General features: G+C 70.4%; 11 protein-coding genes and 1 riboswitch. Of the genes, 4 read left to right on the top strand and 7 right to left on the bottom strand.

The genetic code is table 11. The features are described 5' to 3' along the window. Positions 1 to 19 precede the first annotated feature (19 nt). From MIC98_RS13255 to MIC98_RS13240, 4 genes are all read right to left on the bottom strand, one after another. A complete protein-coding gene (locus tag MIC98_RS13255; RefSeq protein WP_239737444.1) occupies positions 20 to 1,978 on the bottom strand; it encodes an AsmA family protein in 1,959 nt (652 codons plus the stop codon). Positions 1,979 to 2,084: 106 nt separating this feature from the next. Beyond that, positions 2,085 to 2,735 (bottom strand): hemolysin III family protein, encoded by a 651-nt coding sequence (locus MIC98_RS13250; RefSeq protein ID WP_239737443.1) that lies wholly within the window; start codon positions 2,733 to 2,735, stop codon positions 2,085 to 2,087. Positions 2,736 to 2,814: 79 nt separating this feature from the next. Then, positions 2,815 to 4,419, bottom strand: a complete 1,605-nt coding sequence (locus tag MIC98_RS13245; protein ID WP_239737442.1) for a peptide chain release factor 3 — start codon at positions 4,417 to 4,419, stop codon at positions 2,815 to 2,817. A gap of 57 nt (positions 4,420 to 4,476) precedes the next feature. Beyond that, positions 4,477 to 5,301 carry a M23 family metallopeptidase gene (locus MIC98_RS13240; protein ID WP_239737441.1) on the bottom strand — a complete coding sequence of 275 codons (825 nt, stop codon included), beginning with the start codon at positions 5,299 to 5,301 and terminating at the stop codon, positions 4,477 to 4,479. Between the two features lie 114 nt (positions 5,302 to 5,415). Then, positions 5,416 to 5,535, top strand: a riboswitch (SAM riboswitch). Between the two features lie 67 nt (positions 5,536 to 5,602). Here MIC98_RS13240 and MIC98_RS13235 point away from each other — a divergent pair. The 3 genes from MIC98_RS13235 to MIC98_RS13225 are packed head-to-tail and all read left to right on the top strand — an operon-like array spanning position 5,603 to position 8,936. Next, a complete protein-coding gene (locus MIC98_RS13235; protein WP_239737440.1) occupies positions 5,603 to 6,631 on the top strand; it encodes a homoserine O-succinyltransferase in 1,029 nt (342 codons plus the stop codon). Next, complete coding sequence (locus MIC98_RS13230; RefSeq protein WP_239737439.1) at positions 6,628 to 7,875, top strand: O-succinylhomoserine (thiol)-lyase; 1,248 nt, start codon at positions 6,628 to 6,630, stop codon at positions 7,873 to 7,875. The genes MIC98_RS13235 and MIC98_RS13230 overlap by 4 nt, the downstream gene beginning before the upstream one ends. Continuing rightward, positions 7,872 to 8,936, top strand: coding sequence for a homoserine dehydrogenase (locus MIC98_RS13225; RefSeq protein WP_239737438.1), 1,065 nt, complete (start codon positions 7,872 to 7,874; stop codon positions 8,934 to 8,936). The genes MIC98_RS13230 and MIC98_RS13225 overlap by 4 nt, the downstream gene beginning before the upstream one ends. 265 nt (positions 8,937 to 9,201) lie before the next feature. On the opposite strand, the gene MIC98_RS13220 is transcribed toward MIC98_RS13225, so the two are convergent. The 3 genes from MIC98_RS13220 to MIC98_RS13210 form a co-directional block, all read right to left on the bottom strand. Beyond that, positions 9,202 to 12,219 (bottom strand): ligand-binding sensor domain-containing diguanylate cyclase, encoded by a 3,018-nt coding sequence (locus MIC98_RS13220; RefSeq protein ID WP_239737437.1) that lies wholly within the window; start codon positions 12,217 to 12,219, stop codon positions 9,202 to 9,204. A gap of 176 nt (positions 12,220 to 12,395) precedes the next feature. Further along, on the bottom strand, positions 12,396 to 13,265 hold the full coding sequence (locus MIC98_RS13215) for a hypothetical protein (protein WP_239737436.1): 870 nt from the start codon (positions 13,263 to 13,265) through the stop codon (positions 12,396 to 12,398). Positions 13,266 to 13,311: 46 nt separating this feature from the next. Next, positions 13,312 to 14,694 (bottom strand): L-serine ammonia-lyase, encoded by a 1,383-nt coding sequence (locus MIC98_RS13210; protein ID WP_239737435.1) that lies wholly within the window; start codon positions 14,692 to 14,694, stop codon positions 13,312 to 13,314. Between the two features lie 99 nt (positions 14,695 to 14,793). Between MIC98_RS13210 and MIC98_RS13205 the strand changes: the two genes are divergently transcribed. Further along, the gene (locus tag MIC98_RS13205) at positions 14,794 to 15,021 is read left to right on the top strand and encodes a glutaredoxin family protein (RefSeq protein ID WP_239737434.1); all 228 of its coding nucleotides are present in this window, start codon (positions 14,794 to 14,796) and stop codon (positions 15,019 to 15,021) included. The last annotated feature ends 143 nt before the right edge of the window (positions 15,022 to 15,164 follow it).

Raw genomic sequence — 15,164 nt, 5'->3', positions numbered from 1 at the left:
TCGCTTCGCCGCGGCGGCGCTATTTCGCGTAGTGGCCGCCGCAGTCCGCATCCTTGCCGGGGCCGGTTTCGATGGTGGCCAGCAGTGCCGCCGGCGGGGCGATGCTGCCCAGGGTCAGGGCGACCGCGCCGCGCAGGCCCAGTGCCTTGAAGTCGGGACGGAACGAGGGATCCTTGAAAGTGCCGCCGATGCGCAGCGGCGAGCGCAGGGCGAGGATGCTCTTGTCCTTGGGCCGTGGCCGCAGCAGCAGGTCCAGCTCCTCGCGCTTGAGGCTGACGCTGCCTTCGCCCACCACCAGCGTGTCGGTGGTGTCGAAAGCCAGCGACTGCGCCTGCATCAGGCCGTCGCGCACGCCGAAATCGGCGAAGGTGCAGCGCAGCGGGATCTGCTTGTCGCCGGTGAACAGGAACTTCAACGATTCGGCCACGTCCAGCCCGGCCAGTTCCATCAGCAGGTTGCCGACGTGGCCGCGGCCCATGCCGAGGGCCACGTTGCCGTTGCTGCCGCCGAGCATGGCGGCGATGGAGTTGCCGGTGCCCGACAGCCGTACCTGCCCGCCGATGCCGCCGGAGGCCTGTTCGGCCAGTTTCGCATCGGGAAACAACTGGCCGAGCTGCACGCCGCGCACGCTGGCGTCGAGCGCAGTGGCGATGCGTGGCCGGCGCGCGTCCATGCGGATGGTGCTGCGGATGTCGCCGCCGGCCACGCCGAAGTCCAGCGGCTCCAGCCGCAACAGGCCGTCGTCGAGCAGCAGGTGCGCGTCCATGTCGTCCAGCGGCAGCGACGGTGAATTGATGCGGTGGGCCTTCCAGCGCACGTCGGCATCCATCGCCCGCAGCTTGCCGAGGTCGTACGGCGTGTCGGGCAGGACCGTGGGCCTGGCCGCCTGCGCGGTGGCCCTGGCCTTCTGTTCGGGATTGGCGGTTTCGCCGCCGCCGGTACCGGGCTGGGCGCCGACGAAGCCGGCAAGGTCGTCGAAATCCAGCCGGCGCGACACCAGATTGGCGGTCAGGCGCGGGCGTTCGCCGGCCACGTCGATGCGCACGTCGCCGGCCAGGTCGCTGTCGCCCACCTGCCCGCTGAAGCCTTCGTAGCGCCAGACTTCATGGTCGCGCTTGAGCCGGCCGTCGAGCCGGTAGGGGGGCGAGGAAGGGATCGCGATGCCGATCAGCGGATACAGGTCCTCCAGATCCTGCCCGCTGAGGCGGAACTCCAGGTCGAACACCTGCAGCTGGAACGGGTTGGTCAACGTGCCGCTGGCCACGGCGTGGGTGGCGCCGGCATGGCCGTCGAGGTGGAGGCGGAAGGGGTGTCCGCTGTCGGCCAGCTGCAGCGGCGACTCGGTGCCGCCGCGCACGGTGAAGGAGGCACCGCGCCAGCGGCCCTCGCCTTCCAGCAGCAGGGGCGGCGCGGCGCCGGGCTGCTTCGCCTTGCCGCTGCGGACGTCGAGCCGGACGTCGGTGCGGCCGGCCTCGTCGAGGAACTGCAGCTTGCCGTCGTCGACGCGCAGGCGCTTGAGCTGCAGCGGCTGGCCGCCACCGCCGCCGGGGAAATTCCAGTTGCCCGGTTCCCCCGGTTGCGGGGCGGCCTGCAGCAGTATGTCGGGGCGGACAAGGCGTATCTCCGGCAACTGCACGCTGCCGCGCAGCAGTGGCCACAGGCGCAGGTCGATCTCCACCCGGTCGGCGCGGGCCATGTCCGGTCGCTTCGCCCAGCCGGCATTGGCGAAAGTGATGCGATCGGCGCGGAGGGTGCTGGTGCGGCCGAGATCGACGTCGAGGTTGCCGATGTGCAGGGCGCGTCCGGTGCGTGCCTGCACCATGCGTTCCACCGGGCCCTTGAACCAGTTCCAGTCCCACAGTGCCAGCAGCACGAGGAGGGCCGCGAGCAGCACGGCGGCAGCCACCAGCCAGCGCTTGCCGGGGCGATGGCGCCGGCGCGACACACGCGGCGCGGAGGGAGCGGCCGGAGTATTCATGCGGCCATGATTGCCGCTGCACCGTGGACGCGGCGCGAAGCGTTCATTCGTGCCGCGTGCAGGTTCCGTTGCCGCCATGCATGAAACGGCGGCGATGGAGCGTTCGCTAGAGGATCTGCGCCGTCACCGAGACGAAGTGGCAGACGCTGCCGGCGATGACGAACAGGTGCCAGATGGCGTGCGAATAGCGCACCGATTCGCGGTGGTAGAAATACGTGCCCAGCGTGTAGAACACGCCGCCGGTGAACAGCCAGCCGAGGGTGAAGCCATCCAGTTCGCGCCACATCGGCTTGATCGCCACGATCACCAGCCAGCCCATCGCGATGTAGATCAGCGTCGAAAGGCGCTTGAAGCGGCCGGTGTAGAACAGCTTGAACACCACCCCGGCCACGGCCAGCGTCCAGATCGCGGCGAACAGCCCCCAGCCCCACGGGCCGCGCAGGCCGATCAGGGTGAAGGGTGTGTAGGTGCCGGCGATCAGGATGTAGATCGCGCAGTGGTCGAAGATCTTCAGCCGGCCCTTGGCGACCGGGTGCTGGATGGCGTGGTACAGGGTGGAGGCGGTGTAGAGCAGCAGCAGGGCGACGCCGAAGACGATGGCGCTGGCCAGCTGCCAGCCGTCGCCGTAGATCGCGGCCAGCGTTATCAGCACTGCGCCGGCGCCCAGTGCAGTGACCGCACCGAGGCCGTGGGTGAGGGCGCTGGCGATTTCCTCGCGGATGTCGGCGACGCGCTGTTGCAGGCTGGAAGGAGGCATGGCGGGCACGTTACCGCAACGCAGCATGCGGCGCATCCGTGCGCTTGGGGCTGATTCCGGATGGTGCGCTCCTACGGGGTCACTCGACCGAGATGCTGTGCGCGGCCTCGCGGGTGGCGGCGAAGCGCACGTCCGGCGCGCGTTCCTGCGCCAGTTGCAGGTTGACCCGGGTCGGGGCCAGATAGACCAGATGGCCGGCGGCATCGACGGCGAGGTTGTTGGCGTTCTTCTCGCGGAACTCTTCCAGCTTCTTCTCGTTGCCGCAGCTGACCCAGCGTGCGGTGACCACGCCGACAGGCTCGAACACCGCCTCCACGCCGTATTCGTCCTTCAGCCGGTAGGCGGCCACGTCGAACTGCAGCACGCCGACCGCGCCGAGGATCAGGTCGTTGCTCATGATCGGGCGGAAGAACTGGGTGGCGCCCTCCTCGGACAGCTGCGCCAGGCCCTTCTGCAACTGCTTGAGCTTGAGCGGGTCCTTCAGGCGCGCGCGGCGGAACAGTTCCGGGGCGAAGTTGGGGATGCCGGTGAAGGTCACCTGCTCGCCTTCGGTGAAGGTGTCGCCGATGGAGATGGTGCCGTGGTTGTGGATGCCGATGACGTCGCCCGGCCAGGCCTCGGCGGCGATCTCGCGGTCGGAGGCCATGAAGGTCAGCGCGTTGGCCAGCTTCATTTCCTTGCCGGTGCGCACGTGGAAGGTCTTCATGCCGGCGGAGAACCTGCCCGAGCACACGCGCATGAACGCCACGCGGTCGCGGTGCTGCGGGTCCATGTTGGCCTGGATCTTGAACACGAAGCCGGTGAGCTTTTCTTCCTGCGGGGCGACGTCGCGGCCGGTGGTGGCGCGCGCTTGCGGCGCAGGCGCGTGTTCGACGAAGAAGTCCAGCAGCGGCTGCACGCCGAAGTTGTTGACGCCCGAACCGAAGAACACCGGGGTCTGCTCGCCGCGCAGGTAGGCGTCCTTGTCGAACGGGTGGCTGGCACCCTGCACCAGTTCCAGTTCCTCGCGCAGGTCGGCCAGCATCTTCTCGCCGATCTTTTCGGCCAGGCCGGGGGCATCCAGCGACGGGAAGATGGTCGAATCCTGGCGGGTGAAGTTGCGGCCCGGTTCGTACAGGTGCACCTCGCCGGTCAGCAGGTGCACCACGCCCTTCAGGCGCTGGCCCATGCCGATCGGCCAGGTCACCGGCGCGCACTGGATGCCGAGCACGGTCTCGACCTCGTCCAGCAGCTCGATCGGGTCCTTGCCCTCGCGGTCGAGCTTGTTGATGAAGGTCATGATCGGCGTGGTGCGCAGCCGGCACACCTCCATCAGCTTGATGGTGCGCTCCTCGACGCCCTTGGCGACGTCGATGACCATGAGCGCGCTGTCCACCGCGGTGAGCACGCGGTAGGTGTCCTCGCCGAAGTCGGCGTGGCCGGGGGTGTCGAGCAGGTTGACGATCTTGCCCTCGTAGGGGAACTGCATCACCGACGAAGTGACCGAGATGCCGCGCTCCTTTTCCAGCGCCATCCAGTCCGAGGTGGCGTGGCGCGCGGCCTTGCGGCCCTTGACCGAGCCGGCCATCTGGATCGCGCCGCCGAACAGCAGCAGCTTTTCGGTCAGCGTGGTCTTGCCCGCGTCGGGGTGGGAAATAATGGCGAAGGTGCGGCGGCGCGCGGCTTCGGTGGCGACTTCGGGCATGGCGGCTGCGCCTGCGACGGGCGCGCTGAGGGAAGGGAAGCCGGCGATTATAGCGGGTCAGGGCAGGGCGCCTGTTTCCCGTGGAAAGCGCAGCTCGCCCTGCGGGCCGGCCATGCGGAACGGGATCGAGGCCAGCGCCAGCCCGGTGTTGGCCTGTACCGCGAAGTGCAGGTGCGGGCCGCTGCTGCGGCCGCTGTTGCCGGAGCGGGCGAGCGTATGCCCGGCCTCCACGCGTTGGCCGGGGCGGACGCGGAAACTGCCGGCCTGCAGGTGGGCGTACACGGCCATGCTGCCGTCGGCGTGCAGCACCCTCAGCAGGCTGCCGTCGTCCGGGGCGTCTTCCACCACCTGCATCACCGTGCCGGCGCGCGCGGCGAGGACCGGCGTGCCCTCGGCCAGCGGGAAATCGACGGCGTGGCGGTTCTGCGCGTCGGTGTGGCTGTAATGGCCGCCGAAGCCCTGGCTCACGCGCACGCGCATGGCGTCGAACGGCAGGCGGTAGAGGTGGTCGTCGGGACGGGCGGCCGGGTCGCCGGGGAAGGCGTCGAGCAGCCAGCGGACCGGGCCGGCCCCGTCGTCGCGCCAGAGCAGTTCGCGTTGCCCGCCGGCGGCCAGCAGTGTCGCCGGCGCGGCCTCGCCGCCGCTGGCGGCGTCGCGCAGCCGGACCTGCACCGGGCCGGCCAGCAGGTTGCGTACCCGGGCCGCGTGGCCGCCGCCGCGCACCTGCAGTTGCAGGAGGACGAAGCGGGAGTCGTGGCGGGTTTCCGCAGCAGGTGCCGTACCCGCCAGCCCCCAGCCCTGCCGCCATTGCGGACCGGACGCGCCGCCGGAGGCCGGCAGTACGAGCAACGCGGACAGGAACAGGAACGGCAGCCGGGGCATGGCGGGTCGGGGAGCGGGGACGCGCGGATTATGCCGGGGTGGTTGCAGCGGAAACTCCATCGCTCCATCCGAATAAAGAGATTGACATTGGCGGAAGGGGCTGGCATCGTGGCGCCACCATCGAGACCGGCAGAGGGACAGGCCCTTTGAAGCCGGGGCAACCAGCAGACGCGAAAGCGCCTGTGCTTGGTGCCAAATCCTGCGGTGACCTCTGTGTCCGCCGAAAGATGGTTCGATCCGTGCCACGCACGGCGAACACGGGCCCGCGAAGCTCGATGGCTGCTCCTCACCGGATACCGCCATGCGTTTCGCCACTGCCACCGCCGCCCGAGAATTCCCGGCCGTCCCCCTCGACAGCGCCCCGCGTGCGCTTCCCGCCGTGCGCGGGGAAATCGAGCTGCGGCTGGCGATGCGCCATGCCGGCGAGCGCAGCCTGCGCCTGCGCTACGAGCTGGTGGGCGCGGCCGAGGCGCCGGTGGTGCTGGTGGCCGGCGGCATCTCCGCGCACCGCCACGTCGCGGCCAATGCGGTGTTCGACGAGAAGGGCTGGGCCGAAGGGCTGGTCGGCGTCGGCCGTGCGCTGGACCCGCAGCGCCGTCGCCTGCTCGGTTTCGACTTCATCGGCGCCGACGGCGAGCTGGACGTGCCCATCGACACCGCCGACCAGGCCGAGGCCGTCGCCCTGCTGCTAGATGCGCTGGGCATCGAGCGCCTGCACGGTTACGTCGGCTATTCCTATGGCGCGCTGGTCGGCATGCAACTGGCCATCCGCCACCCGCGGCGCCTGCACAGGCTGGTCGCGGTCAGCGGTGCGCACCGCCCGCATCCCTATGCCTCGGCGTGGCGTGCGCTGCAACGCCGCGCGGTGGCGCTGGGCCAGCTGCAGTGCGCCGAAACCCACGGGCTGGCGCTGGCCCGCCAGTTCGCCATGCTCAGCTACCGCACGCCGGAAGAATTCGGCGAACGCTTCGACGCCGCTCCGGAAGTGGTCAACGGCCGCGTGCGCGTGGCCGCCGAGGACTACCTCGACGCCGCCGGCGCGCAATACGTTGCCCGCACCCGCGTCAATGCCTACCTGCGCCTGTCCGAATCCATCGACCTGCACCGCATCGACCCGGCCGCCATCGACGTGCCGACGCTGGTGGTCGCCGTCGAGGGCGACCGGCTGGTGCCGCTGTCCGACCTCGTCTCGCTGGTCGAAGGGCTGGGCACGCGCGGCAGCCTGCGCGTGCTGCGCTCGCCCTACGGCCACGATGCCTTCCTCAAAGAAACCGATCGCATCGACGCGATCCTCGCCAACGCCCTGAGCCTTCCCGGAGAAACCGCATGAGCCTGTCCAACGCTTCCGACGTGTCCTGTTGCCGCGCCACCGCCGCGGTGCGCGCCGGCATCGACCGCGATACCGCCTTTGGCGCGGTGACGCCGCCGATCGTGCTGTCGTCCAATTTCAGCTTCGACGGCTTCGGCAACAAGCGCCAGTACGACTACACCCGCAGCGGCAACCCCACCCGCGACCTGCTGGGCGAGGCGCTGGCCGAGCTGGAAGGCGGTGCCGGCGGCGTCATCACCTCCACCGGCATGGGCGCGATCAACCTGGTGCTCAACGCGCTGTTGCAGCCGGGCGACAAGCTGGTGGTGCCGCACGACGCCTACGGCGGCAGCTGGCGCCTGTTCAACGCGCTGGCGACCAAGGGCCATTTCGAGCTGATCACCGCCGACCTGACCCAGCCGCAGTCGCTGGCCGACGCGCTGGCGCAGTCGCCGGCACTGGTGCTGGTGGAAACCCCGTCCAACCCGCTGCTGCGCATCACCGACCTGCGCTTCGTCATCGACGCCGCGCACAAGGCCGGGGCCAAGGTGGTGGTGGACAACACCTTCTTGTCGCCGGCGCTGCAGAACCCGATCGCCTTCGGCGCCGACGTCGTGCTGCATTCGACCACCAAGTACGTCAACGGCCACAGCGACGTGGTCGGTGGCGCGGTGATCGCGCGCGATGCAGAACTGCACCAGCAGCTGACGTGGTGGGCCAACGCGCTGGGCCTGACCGGCTCGCCGTTCGATGCCTTCCTGACCCTGCGCGGCCTGCGCACGCTGGACGCGCGCCTGCGCGTGCATCAGGAAAACACCCGCACGCTGGTCGATGTGCTGGCCGCCAGTGATGCGGTCGCCAAGGTCTATTACCCCGGGCTGGAATCGCACCCCGGCCATGCGGTGGCCGCGCGCCAGCAGAAGGGCTTCGGCGCCATGCTGTCCTTCGAGCTGGCCGAGTGCGCCGGCGCCGATCCGCAGGGGGCGGTGCGCGCCTTCGTCGACGGCCTGCGCTACTTCACCCTGGCCGAGTCGCTGGGCGGCGTGGAAAGCCTGGTCGCGCACCCGGCGACCATGACCCATGCGGCGATGACCGCCGAAGCGCGGGCCAAGGCCGGCATCAGCGATGGCCTGCTGCGCCTGTCCGTCGGCATCGAGGCCAGCGAGGACCTGGTGGCCGACCTGCAGGCCGGGCTGGCGCGGGCCGCGCAGGTGCTGGCCGATGCCGGCAATGGCGGGGCCGCACGCAAAACGGTGGAGGCGTGAGCGCCTGTCTGAACGAGGTGCAGGTGGCGCAGCCGCGGCTGCTGCTGCTCGGCACCGGCACGGTCGGCTCGGCCTTCGTCGCGCGCTACCAGGCATTGCGGCAGCGGCAGCTGGCGTTGCCCAGCCTTGAGGTCGTCGCCAATTCGCGCATCGCGCTGGCCTGCACCGATGCGCCGGACGCGGCGTTGGCGCAGGCGCGCGACGCGCAGGGCGGCGGCGCGCAACAGTGCCGGGAAATCGGCCGCCTGCATGCCGGCGACATCGTCGTCGACGCCACCGCCAGCGAGGACGTGGCCGCCGAGCATGCGCAGTGGCTGGCGCAGGGCGTCCACGTGGTCACCGCCAACAAGCTGGGCAATGGCACCACGCTGGCGCGCGCGCGGCGGATCGACGGCATCGTCGCCTCCGGCACCGCGTGCTATGGCGATGCGGCCACCGTCGGCGCCGGCCTACCGCTGCTGTCGAGCATCCGCGCGCTGGTGGCCGGCGGCGACCACATCCACGCGATAGAAGGCGTGTTGTCCGGCTCGCTGGCATGGCTGTTCCACCGCTTCGACGGCAGCCAGCCGTTCTCGGCCTGCGTGCGCGAAGCGGCGGCGGCCGGCTACACCGAGCCGGACCCGCGCATCGACCTGTCCGGCGAGGACGTGCGCCGCAAGCTGCTGATCCTCGCCCGTGCCGCCGGCGTGGCGCTGGAGCCGGCGCAGGTGCAGGTCGAATCGCTGGTGCCGCCGGCACTGGCTGCGCTGCCTGCGGCGCAGGTCGGTGCGGAACTGGAGCAACTGGACGCGCCGCTGCACGAAAGGCTGCGGCAGGCGCGCGGGCAGGGGCAGGTGCTGTGCTTCCTCGGCCGCTTCGACATGCGCGGGGCCAGCGTCGGCCTGCGCGCGCTGCCGGCCGACCATCCGCTGGCCGGCGGCCGCGGCACCGACAACCGCGTGGCGATCCACAGCGACCGCTACAGCCGGCAGCCGCTGCTGATCCAGGGGCCGGGCGCGGGCGCGGAAGTCACCGCGGCGGCGCTGCTGGATGACGTGCTGCGCATCGCCGCGGGCAGGTAGCCCGCTCCGCCGACCTTTCGTCGCGCCGGGTTTCATCGGGACGACCCCATGCGGGGCGAGCCCCGCATCTACAACAGATGGCCTCGCGACTGGTAGGTGCCGGGCTTGCCCGGCACAGAGGTTTTCCCGGCACGGCTCCATACGAGGTGAGCTCCGCATCCATGGCAGGTGGCCCCGCATTTCGTAGCGTCGGGTTCGCCCGGCAAGGGGCATTCCCGAGATTGCCGCCCGCAGGGGAAACGCCCGTGCGGGGCATGCCCCGCACCTACGTGATCGTGCAGCGGGTTTCGCCGTCGAACATTTCCAGCAGGCCGTTTTCCACCAGCCACCATGGGTCGCCGCTGCTGGCGGTCAGGTCTTCCGGCAACTGCGCGCCTGGTGCCGGGCGGTAGGCGACCCAGCCGTTGCGGCCGCTGCTCTTGGCGCGGTACAGGGCGCGGTCGGCTAGGGTGACCAGTTGCTCCCAGCCGAGCAGTTGCGGGTAGGCGGGGAACAGCGGGCACTCGATCAGGCCGACCGACACGGTGATGCGGTGGTGCAGGCCGTTGCCGAGCTCGAAGTCGTGTTCGGCGATGCGGCTGCACAGGCGCTGCCCGATCTGCCCGAGGTCGCCGCGCGGCAGCGGGCGCAACACCAGCAGGAACTCCTCGCCGCCCCAGCGCGCCACGTAGTCGCCGCTGCGCTTGAGTTCGTTCAGCAGTTGCCCGAGCTGCTCCAGCACGCGGTCGCCGGCGGCGTGGCCGTGGGTGTCGTTGATCGTCTTGAAGTGGTCCACGTCGAGCAGCGCGAACACCACCGCCTCGCTGCCGTCGCGGTAGCTTTCGTCGCGCTCGTAGAAGGCCAGGTCGGCGGGGATCTGCTGGGCCAGGTAGCGCCGGTTGTGCAGGCCGGTGAGCGGGTCGGTGAAGCTGATGACTTCCAGCCGCGCGTTGGCGGCCTGCAGGTCGCGGGTGCGTTCCTGCACCAGCCGCTCCAGTGCGGCGCGCTGGCGCTTGTAGCGGTGCTTCAGGCCGAGGTAGCCCAGCCATATCGAGCCGGCCAGCAGCAGGACCGCCAGCAGCCGGAAGGCCAGGGTTTCGTGCGGGCGCGGCGGGATCTCCAGCTGCAGGCGGGCCATGCCGGCCTGCGGGTCGCTGCTGCCGAAGTCGGCCACCTCGAAGGTGTAGCGGCCCGGCGGCAGGTTGCTGTAGCTGACCGAACGCATGGCCGGGCTTTCCGGCTCGCGCCAGCCGTCGTCGTAGCCGCGCAGGCGGTAGCGCAGCTGCGGGGTGTGCATCGCCTCGAAGGTGGGCAGGGAAAACTCGATGCGCGGGCTGCGGGCGTTGAGCGGCAGCTGGAACTTGCCGGTACTCGGGTGGACCCACTGGCCCTGCACCTGCAGGCCCTCGATCCGCACCTTGCGGGTGAAGGGCTGCTGCGGGGTGACCACGTCCACCAGCAGGGCGCCGTCGCGGGTGGGCAGCCACAGGCGGCCGTCGCGCAGCAGGCCGCGGCTGTTGCCGGAGCCGTTGCAGCACTTGTCCTGCTGGCCGCCGCCCTGGTCGGCGCCGGAGTTGATGACCATCTGCACCGCCAGCGGGATTTTCGGGTCGGCCAGCGACTGGTCGATCGAGGCCAGCGGCAGGCGGTAGACGCCCTGCATGCCGGCCACCCACAGGTCGCCGTCCTTCTCGGCCAGGTGGAACGGGATGTTGGCCGGCAGGCCGCGGTCGTGGCTCAGGTGGTGCCAGCGCCGGCCATCGAACACGCGCAGGCTTTCGTCGGTATTGCTGCCGAGCACCCAGCGGCCGTCCTGCAGTTCCAGCAGGGCGGTGACGGCGATGCCTTCGCCCAGCCCGGTGTCCTCGCCGGTGGCAAGGAGGTGGCCGTCGCGCCATTCGTACAGGCCGTCGTAGGTGCCGACCAGCAGCCGGTTGCCGCGGGTTTCCAGCACCAGCCGGATGCGTGCGTCGGCCAGCCCGTCCTTCTCGTCGTAGTGGGTGAGCCGGTTGTCGGCATCCAGCAGGTACAGCCCCTGGGTGGTGGCGAACCAGTGGCGGCCGCTGTGGTCGCGGACGATGCCGTTGATCTGCGCGTTGCGCAGCGGGGCCAGCACCGCCGGTTGCTCGACCCTGCCCTGGCGCAGCACGGCCACGCCGGCGCGGGTGCCGATCCAGGTCTGCTCGCGCTCGGGCAGCAGGCTGTAGGCCTCCGGTTGCGGCAGCTGGGCGCCGCCGACGCGGTGCTGGAAGCGCCCGCCCTGCCATTCGTACACGCCGTTGTTGCTGCCGACCCAGATGTTGCCGTCGGGCCCGGCGGCGATCGACCACAGCAGCGGGTCGTTCAGGCCCTCGGGCTGGCTCAGGCGCCGGGTCCAGCCGTTCCACACGCGGGTGACGCCCTCGATCATGCTGCCCAGCCAGAGGTTGCCGGTGTCGTCCTCGTGGATGGAGCGGATGGCGATGCTGCCGGCCATGTTCTGGATGCGCTCGGCGGGCATGCCGTCGTGCAGCCGCTGCAGGTATTGCTGGGTCGCCACCCACAGGTTGCCGTCGCGGTCGGCGGCCAGGGCTTCCACCGCCTGCGGTGCCTCGCCGGGGCGGTTGCCGGCCGCTTTCCAGGTATGGCCCTGAAGCCGGAACAGGCCGTGGCGGGTGCCCGCCCACAGCTTGTCGCCGATTTTGGCCAGCGCGGTCACCGAGGTATCGCGCACCGTGGCCGGCAGCGGATATTTCTCGATCCCGTCGCCGGTGACGTGGAAGACGCTGCCGGTGCTGCCGGCCCACAGGCCATCGTCCGCGTGCAGCAGGCTCAGCGTGGGGCCGGGCAGGGCGTGCAGGCATTGCAGGTGCTTGTCGGCGACCACGTAGATGCCGTCCGGGCCGGTGACCAGCACCTGCCCGTCGGCTCCCCGGGCCAGTGCGTTGACCGGGAAGCTGCGTTCGGGCGCGTCGGCGGTGGCGCTGGCGGGAATGGACTGGAAGTGGCCGTCCTCGAACAGCACCAGCCCGCGCGCGGTGCCCACCCACAGCCGCTGCGGCCCGTCGGCCTGCAACGCCAGGATGTTGTTGCCCAGTTCCGAGGCGTCGTGCCGGGTGTAGCGCTGGAAGTGCACGCCGTCGAAGCGCGCCAGCCCGGCCTGGGTGCCGAACCAGAGGTAGCCGGCCGGGTCCTGGGTGATGGCCAGCACGCTGATCTGCGGCAGGCCCTGCTCCACGCCCCAGTTGTCGGTGACGTAGTCGCGGAACGGCTTGTCCGGGTCCAGCGCGGCCGCCGGGTGCGCCAGCGACAGCGAAAGGAGCAAAGCGGCACACCACCGCTGGATGGTGCGCCGGAATGGCCGCTGGCAACTGGCAAACGACGGGTCGATCAGGACTCCCCCCGGATCCTTGATGAATGTCAGATTACAACGAGATCGTTAACGGCCTTCGTGCGGGCAACTTGAGAGGTATCAGACAAACCCGCATGGCGTGGTCGGCATCAGCCGCGGCCCGCCCTGCGGTATTTCGCGGCCAGGAAATCGCGTACCTGTTCGCGGCTCATGCGCCGGCCTTCGGCGTCGACGGCGGTGAAGTCCACGCCGTTGTCCCACAGCTGCGGCGCGGTGAGCACGGCGATGTCGTCGGCCGAGGTGGTTTCCTGCAGCGCGAGCAGGCGTGCGTTGAAGCCGGCGCTGCGCAACCAGGCGTCGTAGGCGGCGTCGTGCTGGGTCAGGAACTGCACGGTGTATTCGCATTCCCGGCGGTCCTCGGGCGGCAGCGTGGCGCAGGGTGCGCGCCACTGATGCAGGCCGATGACCGCGTCCGGCTCCAGTTCGCGGGCCGCGGCCGCCGCCCACAGGCCCACGCACATGCTGGCGCAGTGCGAGCGGACCCGGACGATCAGGTTGCGGCGGCTGATCTGCCGCGCTGCTTCCAGCCCGGGGCCGGCATAGCCGCCGCCGCTGGTGATGACGATGCGCTGCAGTGATGGATGGGCGGCCAGTGCCGCATTCAGGTCGGTGGCGAAACGGCGGCCGACGTCGCCGTCAATGCGCAGCTCCCGCCCGTCGCTGCTGACCGAGAAGCTCGCGTCCCGTGGTGCCGAAGGCGGTGGCGGGGTGCCGCCCCGCGGCTTGAGGATCATGGCCGCGGTGGGCGTGGCCTGCGCGGTTTCCTCCACGGCGGTGTCCACGGTATCGGCGCGGGCAGGCTTGCGCTGGCCGATGTAGGCGGCCAGCACCAGCAGGCAGGCCACGGCGGCCAGCAGCTTGAACAGGCCGCCGTGGCCGCGGTTGCGGCGTGTGGCGGCAACCGGGCGCCGCGGTGGCGAGGGGGGCGGCAGTGGCGGGGTGTCGGGAGACGGGTTCATCGTCCGGAAGCTCCTTGCGCGGGACATGGGGGCGGGGTGTGGCCGCTCAGCACTCGATGACGTTGACGGCCAACCCGCCGCGGCTGGTTTCCTTGTACTTGTCCTGCATGTCGCGGCCGGTGTCGCGCATGGTCTTGATGACCTTGTCGAGGCTGACCTTGTGCTTGCCGTCGCCGCGGCTGGCCATGCGCGCGGCGTTGATCGCCTTCACCGAGCCCATCGCGTTGCGCTCGATGCAGGGGATCTGCACCAGCCCGCCGATCGGGTCGCAGGTCAGGCCGAGGTTGTGCTCCATGCCGATCTCGGCGGCGTTCTCGATCTGCCCGGGGTTGCCGCCCAGCGCCGCCATCAGCCCACCGGCGGCCATCGAGCAGGCCACGCCGACCTCGCCCTGGCAGCCGACCTCGGCGCCGGAGATGGAGGCGTTCTCCTTGTAGAGGATGCCGATGGCGGCGGCGGTGAGCAGGAAGTCGAACACGCCCTGCTCGTTGCTGCCGGGGCAGAAGCGGTCGTAGTAGTGCAGTACCGACGGGATGATGCCGGCCGCGCCGTTGGTGGGCGCGGTGACCACGCGGCCGCCGGCGGCGTTTTCCTCGTTGACCGCCAGTGCATACAGGTTGACCCAGTCCAGCGTGGTCAGCGGGTCGCGCATGGCCGCTTCCGGGCGCGAGGACAGCTCGCGGTACAGCATCGGCGCGCGGCGGCCCACGTGCAGGCCGCCGGGCAGGGTGCCTTCGGAGCGGATGCCGCGCGCCACGCAGGCCTGCATCGCCGCCCACAGCTCGCGCAGGCCGTCCCTGATCTCGTCCTCGCCACGCCAGCACTTTTCATTCTCGAACATCATCTGCGCGATGCTCAGGCCGCTGCGCGCGGCCTGCGCCAGCAGCTCGTCGCCGCTCTTGAACGGGTACGGGAGCGGGGTCTGGTCGGGGACGATGCGGTCGTCGGCGGCATCGTCGGCATTGACCACGAAGCCGCCGCCGACCGAGTAGTAGTCGCGGGTGGCGATGACGTCGTCGTTGCCGTCGAACGCGGTGAAGCGCATGCCGTTGGTGTGGTAGGGCAGCTTCTGGCGCTTGTTCAGCGCGAGGTCGCGCTTCTCGTCGAAGGCGATCTCGTGCCGGCCCATCAGCTTGATGCGCTTTGACGAGCGGATGCGGGCCAGCGTGTCCGGGATGATGTCCGGGTCGATCAGGTTGGGGCGGTTGCCCTCCAGTCCGAGCAGCACCGCGGTGTCGGTGCCGTGGCCGCGGCCGGTCAGGGCCAGCGAGCCGAACACCTCGGCGCGGATGCGCGCCACCTCGGGCAGGCGGCCGGGGTCGAGCAGCCAGCGGTGGACGAAACGCTCGGCCGCGCGCATCGGCCCGACGGTGTGCGAGGAACTGGGGCCGATGCCGATCTTGAACAGGTCGAACGTGCTGACGGACATGCTGCTTCTATGGTTGCGGCTGAAACGGAGCGGCTATTCTACGGACTTGCCGTTGCCGGCCATGTCCGCAGCGCAGCAATTCCCCCGATGGAGCGATGGATGAACGGCCTGGTCCTCTACCAGCGTGACGATTGCCACCTGTGCGACCAGGCGCTGGCGGTGCTGGCGCAGGCGCGCGCGCCCGATTTCGACAGCATCTTCATCGACGATGACGACGCACTGGAGGCGCGCTACGGCGTGCGCGTGCCGGTGTTGCGCGATGCCGCCGGGCGCGAGCTGGACTGGCCATTCGATGCGGCTGCGCTGGCGGGTTGGCTGGCCCGGTGATGCCCTCGACGGGGCAAGCCCCGTCGCTACAACCTGCTTGGCACGGTTTTCCCGGGAAAGCCCGATGCGGGGCAAAGGGCTCTGCGTCCCGTAGGTACCGGGCTTGCCCGGTACGGGGCTTCACCGGGAAGGCTTCATGCGGG

The organism is Stenotrophomonas sp. NLF4-10, assembly GCF_022359915.1.
GTDB lineage: Bacteria > Pseudomonadota > Gammaproteobacteria > Xanthomonadales > Xanthomonadaceae > Stenotrophomonas > Stenotrophomonas daejeonensis.
Note: the sequence above shows the minus strand (reverse complement) of the source record. Positions and strands in the feature narration are given on the sequence as shown.